This is a genomic window from Spirochaeta thermophila DSM 6192, assembly GCF_000147075.1.
GTDB classification, from domain to species: domain Bacteria; phylum Spirochaetota; class Spirochaetia; order Winmispirales; family Winmispiraceae; genus Winmispira; species Winmispira thermophila_A.
Genome location: NC_014484.1, coordinates 249,768 through 265,298 on the forward strand (window position 1 = coordinate 249,768; position 15,531 = coordinate 265,298).

The following is a 15,531-nucleotide window of genomic DNA, read 5'->3' on the forward strand; positions in this document are numbered from 1 at the left end:
CTATCCTATGGACTCTTCGTGTTCGTCCACGATGGGGATGATGACGGGTCGCTCGTGTACCGTGGGAAGGTTCCCTATGCGGTCCGCCGCCTCCTGAACACGGGCTTCTCCCACCGTGTGGGTGATGATCACGATGGGCACGTGGTTCGTGCTCCTGCCCTCGGGGACTTCCTTCTGGAGCACGGAGGAGATGCTGATGTCGTGCTCTCCCAGGATACCGGTGATCCGGGCGAGGACACCGGGACGGTCTTCCACCATGATGCGGAGATAGAACCGCGAGATGGTGGCCTCGAGGGGGAGGTATGTCGGAGGAGTCCCCCTGTCGGGCCAGAGGGGGAGGGCCTGGAACAGCCGGGGATAGGTGCCCGTCACCAGGGCCACGATGTCGGCCACGATGGCGGAGGCGGTGGGACGGGAGCCGGCGCCCCTCCCGTAGTACATGGTGTGGCCTGTCGCATGGCCGTAGACGCTCACGGCGTTGAACGAGCCGGAGACCCACGCGAGGGGGTGTTCGGTGGAGATGAAGGAGGGTCTCACCACCAGAGAGAGACCCCCTTCCTCCCGTCTCGCCACGGCGAGGAGCTTCATCACGTATCCGAGCTCTCGACCGTAGGTGATGTCGAGGAGCTCGAGCCTGTGGATACCCTGCACGGGGACGGCGTTGAGATCGACTCTGCAACCGAAGGCGAGCGATGCCATGATGGTGAGTTTGTGTGCGGAGTCCATGCCCGAGACGTCGAGGGTGGGGTCTGCCTCTGCAAAACCCTGTTCCTGCGCCTCTTTCAAGGCCGCTTCATAGGGTATCCCCTCTCCTATCATGCGGGTGAGAATGTAGTTGCAGGTGCCGTTCACGATGCCGTAGAGGGCGTCGATGCGGTTGGCGATGAGGCCGTCGTAGAGGGCGCGGATGATCGGGATCCCTCCTCCACAGCTTGCCTCGAAGGCGACGGCCACTCCATGCTCCCTCGCGAGGCGCAGGAGGTCGGGGCCGTGGTGCGCGAGGAGGGCCTTGTTCGCGGTGACCACGTGTTTGCCCGCCTTGAGGGCCTCCTCGGTGATGGTCTTCGCTACACCGGTGCCGCCCACGAGCTCCACGACGATCTCCACCTCGGGGTCTGCGAGGGCCTTCCGGTAGTCGTCGCAGAAGAGGCGCTCGTCGAGGCCCAGGGCGCGCGCCCGGGAGAAGTCCCTGTCCACGACATAGGCGAGATGGAGGTGTCGACCGGTCCTCTGTGCGAGAAGATCCGCATCCTTCGTGAGGAGGGCGGCCACGCCGCTCCCCACCGTGCCGCAACCTATGAGGGCGATCTTGTGTCGGTCCATAGCTGCTCCTTGGTGCCGGTATGGTACGGGCAACCTCGTGGAGGTGTCAATATCGGCGGTGGCCGCATGACCGGGTTGCATGGTAGAGTAGGGGCATGAAGCGTGCGGTCTATCCTGTATCGGCGTTGAAGAGGAGACTCCCCGAGGCGGAGATCTGGGAGGAGCCTTCCCTCCCTTCCGAGGGTGCGCTCCGAAGGGGGGTGGTCCCCCCGCTCCTCTGGGCCCCTGACGGGCTCGTGTGGAGCGGGGCCCTCTGCGATCGTCTCCGGGAGGCGGGGTGGAAGGAGATCCCCGTGGTACTGCTCGAGGGGGAGGAGGCACGTCCCCTCAACCGGATCACGGCCGCCTTGGAGTGCGAGAACAGGGCAGGGGCCTACACCTGGGAGGAACAGGCGCATATCTACGAGCTCTGCAGGACCTACGGCCTCCTCGAGGAGGCGGAGCGGATCGTCCCTCTCGTGGTTCCGGGCAAGCGCGATTTCTCCCACGTGGAGCGTTACCTGTCCCTTCCTGCGTCGTTCAGGGAGATGGTCCGTGAGGGCAAGGTGGATCTCAAGACGGCCTGGGAGGTGAGGGATCTCCCGGATCCGGTGGGAGGGCTCGTTTCCTACTATCCCCACAGGATGACCTTCTCGGAAAGGAGACAGATCCTCGTGATGCTGGCCGAGATCGTCCGGCGGGAGGGGCTCGACGAGCGTGCGGCGATGCACCGCGCGGGGGAACTGCTCGCGTCGCCCAAACCCCTCGAAGCGGTGCGGAGGGCCCGTTTCCCACGCCTCGCCGGCATGGAGGATTCCTTCACTGCGTCGAGGCGAAGGCTCCTCGACGGTACCGGGGTGGCACTGGAGGCGCCCCCGGGATTCGAGGGGCATTCCCTGAGGGTGAGTTTCCGGTTCTCCTCCCGTACGGAGTTTGCGCGGAGGATGAAGGCGCTCTCGAAACTCGAGGAGCATCTGGATGAGTTCCTTTCGTTCCTTGGCTGAGATCGGTCACGTCTACGTAGAGCGGGGCGCGCTCTCCCTCCCTGCAGTTGAGCGGGCGAGGGAGTCCCTCGCAGGGGCCTCGTGGCACGTGGTGGAAGGGAAGGAGGAGATACCTCCCGAAGACCTCAACAGCAGGACGCTCTTCCTCACCCGGCCGAAGGGGAGGATCGTCGGGCGGTGTCCCGGGTCACGAGGGCACGTGTGCTGCAACTACCTCACGGTGGACCTCTACGTGGGATGCCCGCTCGGCTGTTCCTACTGTGTGATGAGGGGATATCTCAACTTCTCCCCGCTGGTGGTGCACGTGGATCCTCGACCCGCCGTGGAGGAGCTGGTGCGGCTCGCGGAGACCCATCCCGACCGGCCGATACGGGTGGGCACGGGTGAGGTGGGGGATTCGCTATTCCTCGACCCTGTGTTCAGGCTCTCGGAGGAGTTCATCCAGGCTCTCGCCCCTTATCCCCATGTGAGCTTCGAGCTGAAGACCAAGACCGCGTCGGTGGATCACCTGCTCGGGGTGACTCCCAAGGGACGGGCCGTGGTGGGATTCTCCCTCAATCCTCCCCGGGTGGTGGCGGAAGAGGAAGGAGCCGCTGCTCCGCTGGAGGAACGTCTCGAGGCGGCGGGGAAGGCCCTTGATGCCGGATTCCGCCTCTCCTTCCATTTCGACCCCGTCTTTCGTTTTCCCGGCTGGGAGGATGCCTATGCCCGGGTGGTGAAGGCCCTCGCCTCGTTCCCGGCCGAGCGGATCGCATGGGTGAGTCTGGGGACCATCCGGTACCTGCCGGCCCTGAAGGAGAGGATGGCGGGGCGCCCCTATCTCTACGACGAGTTCGTCCTCTCCCGGGACGGCAAGTTCAGGTACCTCCAGTCGATGAGGGTGGAGGTGTACCGGCGGATGAGGGACCTCGTCACGGGTATCTGGCCCGGGGTCCCCGTGTACCTGTGCATGGAGAGCGCCGCGGTCTGGTACCGCGTATTCGGTGCGCTCCCCCAGAAAATTCCCGGGCTTTGGGCTATATTTGAGAGGGTAGCACTCTCAGGAGAAAGGGGGAAGCGATGAAACGTATGGTGCTCGTGTCCCTGCTCGTATGGGTGGGCCTGTATGCCGCGGGCTCCGAGGTGGGTATGGTGAGCTATGTGGAAGGCGAGGTGGTGCTCCTCAGAGAGGACAGGGAGCCTCTCCCGGTGGACTTCGGGATGGAGGTGCGAGAGTACGACCTCATAAGGACGGGGGACGACGGGTACGTGGTGGTGGACTTCCTGGAGGAGGGGGGCATATCCGGTTCGGTGGAGATACGGCCGGGAAGCGTGTTCCAGGTGGTGCGCGAGGAAGAGGAGAAGACCACGGCCATGGAACTCTTCGCCGGTCAGGTCTTCCTGAAGGTGAAGCGGCTCGCGGGCACCGACGAGGTGGTGGTGCGTACCGAGGGTGCGGCGATGGGGGTACGGGGGACGGAGTTCGAGGTGATCACCTCCGCGGGGGGCGATCTCCTGGTGGTCTGTACCGAAGGGAGGGTGGCGTGCCGGACTGGGGAGGGAGAGACCGCCTTCGCCGAGCCGGGTAAGGCCGTGGAGCGCCGGGTGGGGGAACGGCTGAGAACCGTGCTCTTCCGGCTCGCCGAGGCCGAGGACCTCAAGCGGAACTGGCTCACCGAGCGGATGGAGGCCTTCAGGGCCAACGCACCCCGCGTCTTTTCGCTCTATGCCCGCCTCTATCGGGAGAGGAAGGGGGCCTTCGATGAGGCCTACAGGGATCTCCTCAGGAGGCAGGAGGTGGTGAACGAGTGGATACGGCGCTACAAGCAGGGGAGGCTTTCTGAAGGGGGACCCGAGGCCTTACGGGAACGCAAGGAGCTTGCGGGGGTCATGCTCCGATTGAGGAAGGAACTGTTCCTCTTCTCGCGCGTCTACTACAGGTTGGTCGAGCTGGTGTCGTACTACCACGAGGGAGTGGGGCACGGCAGGCTCGATACCGGCGAGGGGATAGGGAGCTTCGTCGCACAGGTGGAGAAAGAGGCGAGGGAGCTGGCCTCGAGGCTCCAGTACGTGCGGTTCGTCATGTTCCTCTTTGAACAGCGGGGACGTTCGCTCCTGGGCGAGTCGCTCCTCTTCGAGGACTAAAATGAGGGGTGCGCCTATGGAGAAAGGGGCTGCCGTACGGCAGCCCCGTCGGTTTGAAGGGTAGGTTCAGAGTTCCGCCGTGAGCGAGCGCTCGGTCTCGGGATCGAAGAAGTGTGCACGCTCGAGGTTCGGCTTGAAGGAGACCTTCTCGCCCACCTTGAACTCGTGCTGCGGTGGGGTGCGGGCGATGATCTGGTTCTGGCCTGTGGTGATGTAGAGGTGGATCTCAGCACCGAGGGGCTCCACCACGGTGACGGTGGCCTTGATCTCGCCCTTGCCCGAGGGATCGTAGGTGAGGTCCTCCGGTCGGATACCGAAGATGATCTGTTTGCCCACGTAGGGCTTGAGGGCCTTCTCGTACTTCTCAGGCACGATGATCTGGAAGTCGCCTTCGTCGGCCACGAGGTGGGCGCCTTCCTCCCTGATGGTGGAGGAGATGAAGTTCATCGGAGGCGACCCTATGAAGCCCGCCACGAAGAGGTTCACGGGATGGTTGTAGAGCTGGAGCGGGGTTCCGATCTGCTGTATGAGGCCGTCCCTCATGACCACGATGCGGTCGGCCATGGTCATGGCTTCCACCTGGTCGTGTGTGACGTAGATCATCGTCTTGCCCAGCCTGTGGTGGAGGGCGGAGAGCTCGGCTCTCATCTGCACCCTGAGCTTCGCGTCGAGGTTGGAGAGCGGCTCGTCGAAGAGGAAGACCTTGGGCTCACGAACGATGGCCCTTCCCACGGCCACACGCTGCCTCTGACCGCCCGAGAGTTCCTTGGGTTTCCGCTCGAGGAGCTCCTCGATGTCGAGGATCTGCGCGGCCTTGTGGACCCTCTGGTCGATCTCCTCCTTGGGGAACTTGCGGATCTTGAGCCCGAAGGCCATGTTGTCATACACGCTCATGTGCGGGTAGAGGGCGTAGTTCTGGAACACCATGGCGATGTCCCTGTCCTTGGGGGGCACGTCGTTCATCCTGGCCCCGTCGATGAACAGATCGCCCTCGGTGATGTCTTCGAGGCCTGCGATCATGCGGAGCGTGGTGGTCTTCCCACATCCCGAGGGGCCGACGAGGACCACGAACTCACCGTCTTCCACGCTGATGTTCGCGTCCTTCACCGCCGTCACCTTGCCGCCGTAGACCTTGGTGACGTTCTTGAGTTCTACCGTTGCCATACGAACCTCCGATAGGTATATCTTATCGTTCCCATGATACGGTATGGCGGAGGATTTGTCAAACAATTCTCACGGGGAGAGGGGTTTCCCGGCTTCCCCTTCGAGTGCCGCCTCGAGCCAGGGGAGGAATGATTCGGCGTAGAACCGTCTCACCTCTTCACGGGGAGGGGGGGTGAAGAGGATGGCGTTCGGGGGTGGGATCTCTCCTGCGAGTCGGGGGTGGATGCGCGGGAGGATGCCTTCACTCACCTCCACGAGGCTGCTCAGGCCTCCCGCGAGGCCGAAAAAGGGGATCCCCGTACGGCCCAGGTGGGCGAGGATCTCTTCCTGTCCCTCGGGGCTGAGGAGCCATCGGAGGAAGTGCTCGGCGGTATCGCGGTGGGGGGCATCTCTCAGTATGGAGGCGGTGGTCACGGGGGGAATGGCCGGCACCCGTCCCCGATGGGAGAGGTAGACGAAATCGAGGGAGGATCGGGCCTCCTCCGGTATCATGAAGAAGGTCGCGAGGGAGAGGTATACCATGGTAGCCCTCCCCTGGCGGAGGTTCTCTGCAGGGGGGAGGGTGAGGTAGCGTTCCCTGTAATGGACGACCTCCCGATGGGAGATGCCGGCCCGGTTATACCAGGAGGTCAGAAAGTCCATGAATCCTTCGAGCGAGCGCTGGTCCCATATGATCTTCCCGCCGGGGCCGAGGAGGAAGGTGACGTCGAAGAGGGGCAGGTAGTGTTCCACCCACGAGGGTGCGAGCCCCGGGAAGAATCCGATGCGGGTGATGGCGCCCCTCCTCGTGGTGGTATGGTCTGCGCTCAGTTCGATGATGGTCTCGAGATCGGTGAGGGAACCGGGTTGGAGCTCGGTGAGGGACGCACTCTCATAGGCAAGCACGGGAAGAGAGAACGAGAGGGGATACCGGATGAGGGTGCTGCCGTTGCCCAGGGCCGCGAGGATACCGGGATAGAACGAATCCGGGTCACACAGGGGGTTCTCCGCTCCCGGAGGATAGGGGAAGAGCCTGGAGGCCGGGAGGGTTTCTTCCGAGATGACGAGGTCGATGTCGCGGTAGCGTGAGAGGCCTTCCTCGAGCGAGGGAGCATAGAGGACCTCGATGTGGTCGTGAGAATAGGTGCGATGGAAGGCCTCCACCCACAGGGTGGTCTCCGGGATCGTGGTGAGGAGACGGGCCGAGAAATCCACGGTGGTCTCGCATCCTATGAAGGAAAACACGATGAGGAGGAAGAGGAGCACGCCTCTCATGGCCTCACTCTAGAGACGGTGCACGCTCTTGTCAATCCGTGGTGTATGGGTGACTATTGAGATGATGGGAAACCGAGAAGGACTGCGATACCGCTCGTTCTCGCGTTATCTCAAGGAACGCTTCGGCGGGATGGTCTACCGGGTGGGAGTCGATGCGGGATTCTCCTGCCCCCATCGGGACTCGAGGGAGGGACGGGGGTGCGCCTTCTGCGATGTGGAGGGGTCCCGGGCTCCCTATCTCGGTGATGTCCGGGGGCTCGAGGAGCAGGTGCGGCGGGCCAAGGGGTTCCTGAAGGCGCGCTACGGGGCCTCGCGGTTCCTGCTCTACTTCCAGGCGTACACCAATACGTACGGCCCGGTGGAGGAGCTCCGGAGGGTGTACGAGGCGGGGCTCGCGGCGGATGAGGGGGAATGGGTGGGGCTGATCGTCTCTACCCGACCGGACTGCCTTCCCGACGAGGTGCTCGACCTCCTCGCTTCCTACAAGGCGCGGGGCCTCGAGGTGTGGGTGGAGCTGGGGCTCCAGTCCGCCTTCGACGAGACGCTCAGGCGGATACGGCGGGGGCACACCGTGGCCCAGTGGGAGGATGCGGTGCGGCGGGCAGGTGAGGCCGGGCTCCTCCGCGCGGCCCATCTCATCGCAGGCCTCCCCGGGGAGGGGCGGGAGGAGTTCTGGGAGAGCGCCCGGTTCGTGGCCGAATCCGGAGTGGAGGGGATCAAGTTCCACGATCTCCACCTCCCGGTGGGTGCACCCCTCTTCCGGGAGTACCTGAGGGGTGAGCTCTCCCTCCTCTCACGGGAGCGCTACCTGGACTACGTGATGGGAGCCCTGGAACGGATACGGCCCGAGATGGTGGTGATGCGGCTCGTCACCGACACCCCGCCTGAGAGGAGGGGGATGCCGAGACACTACATGCCCAAGGGCCGGTTCTTGAGGAGGCTCGAGGATGAGATGAGGAGGAGGGGGACACGGCAGGGGAGGCTGTGGGTTGAAGCCGGGGGGAGAAATACGAGGTGAACATAATAGGGAGATCGATGATCCTGGAGGTTCGTGTCCGAAGGCTTGGTTTTCCCCTGGATGTTGACGATACAGACATTAGCAAGGAGGAACGAGGTATGTGGTGGAAACGTGTATTGGAGAGATCGTATCAGGGGGCCGACCTCATCGTGAAGCGGAAGGTCTCCTCCCTCCTCTTCCTCGATACGTTCCTTGGTATAGGGTTCGTGTGCCTCGCCCTGGTGCGCCTCTTCCAGGGGATGGTGCGGATGGGGGTGGGGGAGCTGGTCGTGGCGGGGGTGTTCCTCGTCTACGTGGCACTCCTGCTGCTGGGCCGTTTCAAGCTGGTGAGCACGGGGAACGTCTTCCTCATGTGGTTGGCTGCGCTCGTCTTCTTCTTCATGCGGGAGATCGTCTCCCCTCGGGACATCTACGTCCAGGCGACGTATCTCATTCCCACGCTCATCTCTCTTCCCCTGCTCGCCTATGCCTCGTGGCAGGTGATCACCCTCATCGTCCTGAACGTGCTCACGCTCGTCTTCGCGTATGCGGTCCGGATCCGACCCGTGGCCCTCTCTGCCGGTGCGGGGGATGGCCTTTCTGAGGCGCTGGTGGCCCTCATCCTCATGATCTTCAGCGCTGCGTTCATCGTACACATCTTCAACCTCCAGTACCGTTCGTTCAGGGAACTCCAGGAACAGGCGCAGGTTGCCGTGGCCCGGTACCGAGGCCTTCACGGCCTGGTGGAGGAGTCGGCCGTGGCCTTCAACCTCGGCGAGCACCTGAGCGAGCACGCCGCGAGGAACGCCCAACGGTCCTCCGAGATGAGGGAGGGGCTCGTTCGCATGGGTGAGCTCGTCCTTCAGCTCTCGGACTATGCGGCGAGCGCCGGAGAGGCGGAAGGGCGGGTGAAGGGGGCGAGGGGGCTCGTGAGGGAACGGATGGGGGCGGTGAAGGAGGCGGTGGCCCAGACCTCCTCTGCGGTGGAGGAGCTCCAGGCGCAGGTGCGGAACATGGCCTCCACTGCTTCTTCACGTCGGGAGGAGCTGGAGGCTCTTGCGGGCGAGGCGGCTGCAGTGCTCGGGAGGTTCGAGGGGGCGCGGGAGCTCTTCCACAGGATCGGTGCGCACTCCGGAGAGATCCTCCAGATCGTCCAGACCATCACGAAGATCGCCGGAAGCACCAACCTCCTTGCCCTCAATGCGGCCATAGAGGCGGCCCATGCCGGTGAGGCGGGTAAGGGGTTTGCCGTGGTGGCCGAGGAGATCCGTAAGCTCGCGGAGGAGAGTAACGCCCAGGCCCGGAGGATCGGCGAGACGCTTGGGGAGAACAACGCCCTGGTGCAGGAGGCCGTCCAGGCATTGGAGGAGTTCAGGGAGGTGTTCGCGGGGATGAAGGAGAGGATAGAGGAGACGAGGGATTCGCTCGTGGAGATACTCGGAGGCATGAGTGAGTCGGCGGCCGGGTATCGTCAGATAGAGGAGGCCGTGGCGAGCCTCTCCACGCTTTCCCAGGAGGTGGAGGAGGCGCTCGGGAGGATGGAGGGAGAACTGGATGCGAGCGGGGCTTCCATCAAGAGGATGCGGAATCTGGTGGATGTGGTGCGCGAGGAGGTGGAACGCGTGGCGTCTCATGCGGATGCCGTCTTGGAGAGCACACGGGAGCTCTCCCGGAAGGGTGAGGAGAACCTCGCGGCCTACAGGCGGGTGATGGAGGGGCTTAAGGAGCTCGACAGGATGGGATGAGAACGGTCCGGAGACCTCTCCGGACCGTGGTGGATCGCCTCTCATGCGAGGTTGCGGGCGGTCTCGAAGATCTCCGAGAAGAGTTCCTCCAGGTGTTCCTCAGGGATACTCGCGAAGGTCACGCGGAGCACGTCCCTTCCCAGAGAGATGGTCCCGATGCCCTTCTCCAGGAGAGTCTGTCTGAGTGCCTCTGCATCGATCCCCCTGGTCTTGAAGCACATGAAGTAGCCCGAGTTGAAGGGTTGGGGGACGAGGGGGACGTCGTCGCCCATGCGCGAGAGGATCTGGCGGGTCTTCTGATAGCGGGCCTTGAGGAGGTCGGCCCACTTCGCGAGTTCTGAGGGGGTGTGGGCGCTCGTGAGGGCGCGCTTGAGGAGGCTCTGGGCGAGGCGGTTGGAGTTGGAGACGGTGGCGCGGAGGGATCCTGCGAGCTTCTGGTTGAGTGCGTCGAACTGGGCTGCGGTGAGGACCGGGGATCCGAAGGTGAGGAAGCCGATGCGGAAGCCCCACACGTAGAGCTCTTTGGTGGGGCCGTCCACCTTGACGGCGAGGAGGTTGGGGTGCGCGGTGGCGAGGAGGTTGAAGAGGGAGTGGGGGTAGATCCCTTCCTCGTAGAAGAGGCCGAAGTAGGCGTCGTCGCAGACCACAAGGAGGTCTTTCTCCTCGGCGCACCTGGCAAGGAGGCCGGCCATGGCCTGTGCCTCATCCACGGTGGGGGTGTAGCCGGTGGGGTTGTTGGGGAAGTTGAGGACGAGGACGGCCTTCTTCGCGGGGATCTCCCTGAGCGTGCGCTCCATGGCCTCCAGGTTGAGGGAGCCTTCCTCGGTGAAGAGGGGATAGGTGACGAGCTGAGCCTCGCGCCGTCCTTCGAAGAGGAGGCGGTAGTTGCCCCAGAAGAAGTCGGAGACGAGGACGTGGTCGTGCGGGTTCACGAAGAGGTCGGCCACCTGGCTCAGGGCACCGGTGAGACCCGAGGTGACCATGGGGAGGGAGATGCGATCCAGTGGTACCTCAGGGTTTTTCCTGAGGATCTCCTGCTGCCAGAGCTTCCTGAGTTCCGGATCGCCGGGGGTGGGGGCGTAGGAGACGATCTCCGCAGGGGAGAGCTCGGGGACCCACCGGTGGATCTCTTCGAGGATGATGGGTCTTCCCTGCTCCACGTTCGCGATGCCCACGGTGGCGTCGAATCGGTGGGCCTTCTCCTTGGCCTCCATGCTCTGGGCTGCGACTCCTCTGGGGAAGAACATGCGTTTCCCCACATCCGACAGGAGCCTGTAGGCGACGCTCCCTTCCAGGGTCTGGTTGAGAGACTGGGCGAGTGGGTTGAGTTTCATGGCAAGCCTATGATGGCGGAACGGGAGAGGTTTGTCAATGCATATTAATGCAAAAATAGGGACGTTTCTGTATATTTATGCTTTCATCCAGGTTCATGAGAGACGGTGGAGGGCCCACCGGGCCGCGTCCCTGAGGACGGGGTCTGGGTGGGTGAGGTAGGGTTCCACGTAGTGGAAGAGGGGGCGGGCTCCGGTGGCGGCTGCGGCGAGGAGGGCGTTGCGCTGGAGGGTGAGGGGGGAGAGCCAGCCGAGCTGGAGAGCGGAGCTCCGGAGGAGGGCCTTGAGGAGGGAGGCGGGGGTGCCGAGGAGGAGGGTGAGGGGGAGGGTGGGGCCTATCCGGCCGCGGAGGACGGGCCTGCGTCCGGGGGCGGGGCGTCTATTGTAGGGGCAGGCGGCTTGGCAGTGGGGGCAGCCGTAGAGGGTGGGGCCCCAGGCGGCCTTGACGGGGTCGGGGACGATCCCGTGGGTGCCCGCCCAGTACTGGATGCACCGGTCCTTCCTGAGGGTGCCGTCGCCGGGGAGGGCGTGGGTGGGGCAGGCGGTGAGGCAGGCGGTGCAGGGGCCGCAGGGGGAGAGGGGTGGCGGGGGGGGTGGGGGTGGGGGGATGTCGAGGGGGAAGGGGAGGAGGATGCCGCCGAGTGCGATGTAGGAGCCGTAGACCGGGTGGATGATGAGCCCGTTCCTCCCGGGGACCCCGAGTCCCGCACGGTGGGCCATGGCCCGTTCGGGGAGGGGTGAGTTGGAGAAGACGCGGAAGGCGGACTTCGGGTGGCCGGTGCGCTGCCCGATGAGTGAGACGAGCCTTCTTAGGGTGTGGGAGAGTTCCCGGTAGTGGTTCGCGCAGGCGAAGGGGGCGATGCGGGCGGAGGGGAGGGGGGAGGGGCGGGGGGTGGGGACGGTGTAGGGGAGGTGGGTGATGAGGAAGGAGGGGTGGCGGTGCGGGTCGAGGCCGGGGATGCCTTCGGAAGAGGCCGGGTAGACCTCCGTGAGACCCGTCTCCCGGGAGAGGTCGAGAATCGCTTCGAAGGTGAGGCCCTTGCTCATATTTCGTTGACAGTTCAGTATATTTTCACCTAGTATGTAAAGTATGAGTGACGGTATTCCGGGAACCGCTCCGGTGCGGAAAGGGTTTCTGGGGAGGATACTCGACATCATCCTGGGGGCGAACGATCCCGCTCGTCAGAAGAGGCGCGCCCTCAGACAGATCGCGAAGGAGATACGCAGGAGCAAGTATCGCTTCTACAACCCCCGGTCGGATGAAGCCCTCCCACAGCTCGCCCAGTTCTTCTTCCAGATATACCAGGTGATCGGTCCAGCGCAGACACTCCTCCAGCACGCCGATTCTTCGAAGGCGCTGAGGCGTCTCGTGGTGGAGTCCTTCCTCCCCGAGGAGAAGCGAGGTATCCTCGCCCGGCTCGATCCAGGGGCGCTCCGCGTGAGGGTGAAGGAGGTGTCGCTCGAACAGCTCACCGAGGAGGTGAAGGGCGACCTCGTCGAGCTCTACGATCTGTGCAGCCGCGACAGAGCCGAGCGGATGAACAGGGTCTACGAGACCATCCTCTACCTCGTGGGATTCGTGAAGTTCGATTTCTACTTCCTCCTCAAGAAGTTCGACGCTTCCTTCCCCGAGCAGGACCCCTCGTATACCCCCAGGTTCGAACCCATCTCGGCCGAGTACGTGGTGGACGATCTCAAGGACTTCCTGGATGTGATAGGGCCCCTCGATCCAGCCCTTCCGTGGCAGGAGGTCTTTCCCGTCCTCAGGCTCTACAAGGGCGTGGAGGTGGTCGATCCGAGGCTCTGGCAGCGGATGTTCAACGCCCTCATGGCGGTGAAGCGGAGCGATATCCTGGTGAAGATCGTGCAGCATGTGGAGAAGAATCCTGCCTTTCAGCCGGAGGTGAGGGGCTCACGCCAGGATATCGTCGAGGGGGTGCTCGAAGAGCTCAGACGGGATGCGGAGGCCGTGATACGAGGACTCAGGGAAGAGAAGCGGAAGGTGAAGCTCGGCCAGCTCCTCAGGATGGTCTTCGGGACCGATGCCGTGGCGAGGTCCCGGTACTACACGGAGGCCACGGCTTCGGCCTTCGCCCGTCACGATGTGGGGACCTTCCTCTACGTGGAGCCGTTCAACTACCTCAAGGCCTTTCTCCTGGACTTCTACAAGCGCGACGTGAGGATGCTCGCCGAGCTTTTCATCGTGCGCGGGAAGTGGACCGCTCCCCAGGTCTCCCAGGAGCTCTCGGACGCCTACTACCGGGTGATGGACATCGCCCAGGAGGTGGTGGAGCTCGACGAGTCCCTGAGCGATGAGGGGGAGCGGGGACAGAAGATCCGTCAGTACCTCCACCGGAGCGGGAGCGGAAAGGAACCGGCGGTGAAGCGCGTCCTCAAGCAGTACATAGACGACGTGAACGAGGCCGTCCGGCGGATGGTGATGGAGACCGCCCAGAACCTCATCTCGATAGGCAAGATCTTCAAGAGTCTCATAGAGGACTCCCAGGGGTCGAAACGGGAGGTCATCCTCAACTGGCGCGAGGTGGAGAACGCCTATGAGGGGGAAGACCTCCAGAGGGATATGGTCGAAACGTACAAGAAGATCTACTACTTCATCCAGATCCTCCAGCTGTTCTTCACCAGGAAGCGGCAACCCGAGGAGTGAGTGAAAAGGGGAAGGGGGTTTCCCCTTCCCCGTGTGGTTCAGAAGGTGTAGCGAACCCCTCCTGCGAGGGCGATGCCTCCGGGGTGCGAGGGGCTGTAGAGGTCGGTTTCCTCCCCCACCTGGAGGGAGAAGAAGGAGTAGAGGTGGAGGCCCTGGTCGAGGTTCCAGTCGAGACCGGCGATTCCCACGCCGCTCAGATCGATGGGAGAGAGGAGCCCCCGGAAGAGGAGGGTCAGCCGGTCCGAGGGGGCCAGGCTGAGCTCGTGGTAGAGGTGGATGCCGTAGTCCGAGAGGTCTCCTGCCGTTCCCTCCTCCCACGATGCGTCGGGGATGACGAGGGCCTCGATCCTGAGGCTGAGCCCCTCACCCACCTCTATGGGGTTGAGCCAGAAGGCGCCGGTGGAGATGATGAGGCCCTCTTTAAGGGAGGAGAGGATGTCGTCCGTCTCGCCCGGGAGGGAGGAAGAGACGGAGAGGTAGAGGTCGGCCCCCAGGTTGCCCTGGAGGGTAAGGGCCCCTACGTGCCGGGCCTCTCTTCCGTCATGGAGGTAGGCGGCCTCGAGGAGAAGGGGGCCGGCCTTGGTGTGGAGCCGTGCGCCGAGCGATGTCTCCTCCGGTGTGGGGAAGAGGGGGGCCTCCGAGGCAGGGGCGAGGGCCACGAGGGCCACCGGTTCGAGGAAGGCGTAGGTGCCGAGCGGGAGGTAGAGGGAGGCGTACCACGCGGTGTCCTCCCTCACCGGGCCTTCCACCGCGAGCAGACTCGCCCCTTGCGTGGCCGTGGGGTTGAAGGCGATGTTTCCCGCGTTGAAGAGCGAGCCGACCCCCCAGGTGAGGGCGTTCTTTCCCATGGAGAGACGCACGGCGTACCGCTCGGCGAGGGGGATGCGGACCTTCACGTAGGCGTAGTGGATGCCGAAGGTGGCGGTCTCCCTTCCCGTGAGGCTCGACGTGCCTTCGTCGGTGCCCACCTCCTGGCCGAGTGAGGCGGTGAGGGAGAGACGGGCCCGCACGTTCCTGTTCCCCCTGCTCTGGAGGTCGAGTTCACCGCTCCCCGTCGAGAAGAGCGACCACGTCTCCTCGTCGATACGCATACCGAAGAGGGCGGTATCCATGATCACCCTGATCTGTTGCTCCGACCACAGGGGGATGACCCCGAGGAGCAGGACCGTCGAGAGGATGATCCACTTCGAGCGGTGGGTTACCATGTGAGCTCCTCCAGCGAGAAGATGCGTTCGTCGAGGGGGATGTCCACTTCGATCCCGGAGATGAGGAACTCGGTGGAGGAGTTGCGCTTCAGCATGTCCCTGAAGACGTAGTGGACCGGTATGGAGTGGCCCTTTATCTCCTCGATCTCCTTCACCTCGACCTCCTTGAGCACCTTGCCCGAGAGGGCGAAGTACTGGGCCTTCCATCCCACGAACAGCTCTTTGTCCACCCAGAGCTTCTGTCTGGGATAGGCCACGTCCTTCACCTTGGCCTCGAGCACCAGCACGTAGCAGGGACGACCGTTGGCCGTCTCCTCGCCTTCGAGTCTCACGCGGTACTTGTCCTTGAGCTCCTTGCCGCCGGTGAGGTCCTCGTACGAGAGGTCGGAGCCTGCGACCGATTCCCTCAAGGCCGCCCCTTGGAGGCGGATGAGCTCCTCGGCGTCGGGGTAGTAGAGGTAGATCTCGTCCTCGGTGCGGAGGATCTTCTGTCCTGCCTCGTCTATGCTCGTGAACTCGATGAGGGACTGTTCCTCGCCTTTTGCGTAGAATCTGAAGGTCTTGGTGCGGGTGCCGAACCTGTCGGTGATCACCATCTTGCCCTCTCCCCGGAAGGTGGAGAAGGTCTGATTCTCCTCCACCAGGTCGAGGATCTCCTCGGGCGTGAGGGCGGAGAGGAGCCCTCCTGCGAGGAGGAATACGAGCAGTGTCGATGCGATGCGTCGTGTGTTCATGACACG

13 protein-coding genes are annotated in these 15,531 nt (G+C 63.9%); 6 read left to right on the plus strand and 7 right to left on the minus strand.

The genetic code is table 11. The features are described 5' to 3' along the window. Positions 1–1,323 (minus strand): homoserine dehydrogenase, encoded by a 1,323-nt coding sequence (locus STHERM_RS00970; protein ID WP_013313009.1) that lies wholly within the window; start codon positions 1,321–1,323, stop codon positions 1–3. A 95-nt stretch (positions 1,324–1,418) separates the two neighbouring features. Between STHERM_RS00970 and STHERM_RS00975 the strand changes: the two genes are divergently transcribed. Genes STHERM_RS00975 through STHERM_RS00985 form a run of 3 tightly spaced genes read left to right on the plus strand, consistent with a single transcriptional unit; the run spans position 1,419 to position 4,430 of the window. After that, the gene (locus tag STHERM_RS00975) at positions 1,419–2,306 is read left to right on the plus strand and encodes a hypothetical protein (protein WP_013313010.1); all 888 of its coding nucleotides are present in this window, start codon (positions 1,419–1,421) and stop codon (positions 2,304–2,306) included. Further along, the gene (locus tag STHERM_RS00980) at positions 2,281–3,369 is read left to right on the plus strand and encodes an SPL family radical SAM protein (protein WP_013313011.1); all 1,089 of its coding nucleotides are present in this window, start codon (positions 2,281–2,283) and stop codon (positions 3,367–3,369) included. The genes STHERM_RS00975 and STHERM_RS00980 overlap by 26 nt, the downstream gene beginning before the upstream one ends. Next, positions 3,366–4,430 carry a FecR family protein gene (locus STHERM_RS00985; RefSeq protein WP_013313012.1) on the plus strand — a complete coding sequence of 355 codons (1,065 nt, stop codon included), beginning with the start codon at positions 3,366–3,368 and terminating at the stop codon, positions 4,428–4,430. The genes STHERM_RS00980 and STHERM_RS00985 overlap by 4 nt, the downstream gene beginning before the upstream one ends. Before the next feature lie 66 nt (positions 4,431–4,496). On the opposite strand, the gene STHERM_RS00990 is transcribed toward STHERM_RS00985, so the two are convergent. Both STHERM_RS00990 and STHERM_RS00995 read right to left on the minus strand, forming a co-directional pair. Beyond that, positions 4,497–5,594: an ABC transporter ATP-binding protein gene (locus STHERM_RS00990; RefSeq protein WP_013313013.1), complete on the minus strand. Its 1,098-nt coding sequence runs from the start codon at positions 5,592–5,594 to the stop codon at positions 4,497–4,499. A gap of 69 nt (positions 5,595–5,663) precedes the next feature. Further along, positions 5,664–6,848 (minus strand): substrate-binding domain-containing protein, encoded by a 1,185-nt coding sequence (locus tag STHERM_RS00995; RefSeq protein ID WP_013313014.1) that lies wholly within the window; start codon positions 6,846–6,848, stop codon positions 5,664–5,666. A gap of 64 nt (positions 6,849–6,912) precedes the next feature. On the opposite strand from STHERM_RS00995, the gene STHERM_RS01000 reads away from it, so the two are divergent. Both STHERM_RS01000 and STHERM_RS01005 read left to right on the plus strand, forming a co-directional pair. Next, a complete protein-coding gene (locus tag STHERM_RS01000) occupies positions 6,913–7,866 on the plus strand; it encodes a TIGR01212 family radical SAM protein (protein WP_041623682.1) in 954 nt (317 codons plus the stop codon). A 98-nt stretch (positions 7,867–7,964) separates the two neighbouring features. Continuing rightward, entirely contained in the window at positions 7,965–9,590 is a 1,626-nt protein-coding gene (locus STHERM_RS01005; protein ID WP_041623107.1) for a methyl-accepting chemotaxis protein, read from the plus strand. Positions 9,591–9,631: 41 nt separating this feature from the next. Here the strand turns inward: STHERM_RS01005 and STHERM_RS01010 are convergent, their stop codons facing one another. Both STHERM_RS01010 and STHERM_RS12485 read right to left on the minus strand, forming a co-directional pair. Next, positions 9,632–10,924, minus strand: coding sequence for an aminotransferase class I/II-fold pyridoxal phosphate-dependent enzyme (locus STHERM_RS01010; RefSeq protein WP_013313017.1), 1,293 nt, complete (start codon positions 10,922–10,924; stop codon positions 9,632–9,634). 93 nt (positions 10,925–11,017) lie between these two features. Beyond that, the gene (locus tag STHERM_RS12485; RefSeq protein WP_148223841.1) at positions 11,018–11,968 is read right to left on the minus strand and encodes an epoxyqueuosine reductase; all 951 of its coding nucleotides are present in this window, start codon (positions 11,966–11,968) and stop codon (positions 11,018–11,020) included. Positions 11,969–12,011: 43 nt separating this feature from the next. Between STHERM_RS12485 and STHERM_RS01020 the strand changes: the two genes are divergently transcribed. Further along, positions 12,012–13,586 (plus strand): DUF5312 family protein, encoded by a 1,575-nt coding sequence (locus STHERM_RS01020; RefSeq protein WP_013313018.1) that lies wholly within the window; start codon positions 12,012–12,014, stop codon positions 13,584–13,586. Positions 13,587–13,624: 38 nt separating this feature from the next. On the opposite strand, the gene STHERM_RS01025 is transcribed toward STHERM_RS01020, so the two are convergent. Together STHERM_RS01025 and STHERM_RS01030 are read right to left on the minus strand one after the other, a co-directional pair. Next, positions 13,625–14,791 carry a hypothetical protein gene (locus STHERM_RS01025; RefSeq protein ID WP_013313020.1) on the minus strand — a complete coding sequence of 389 codons (1,167 nt, stop codon included), beginning with the start codon at positions 14,789–14,791 and terminating at the stop codon, positions 13,625–13,627. Continuing rightward, on the minus strand, positions 14,785–15,525 hold the full coding sequence (locus STHERM_RS01030) for an outer membrane lipoprotein-sorting protein (RefSeq protein ID WP_013313021.1): 741 nt from the start codon (positions 15,523–15,525) through the stop codon (positions 14,785–14,787). Before STHERM_RS01030 ends, STHERM_RS01025 begins: the two co-directional genes overlap by 7 nt. Positions 15,526–15,531: the final 6 nt, after the last annotated feature.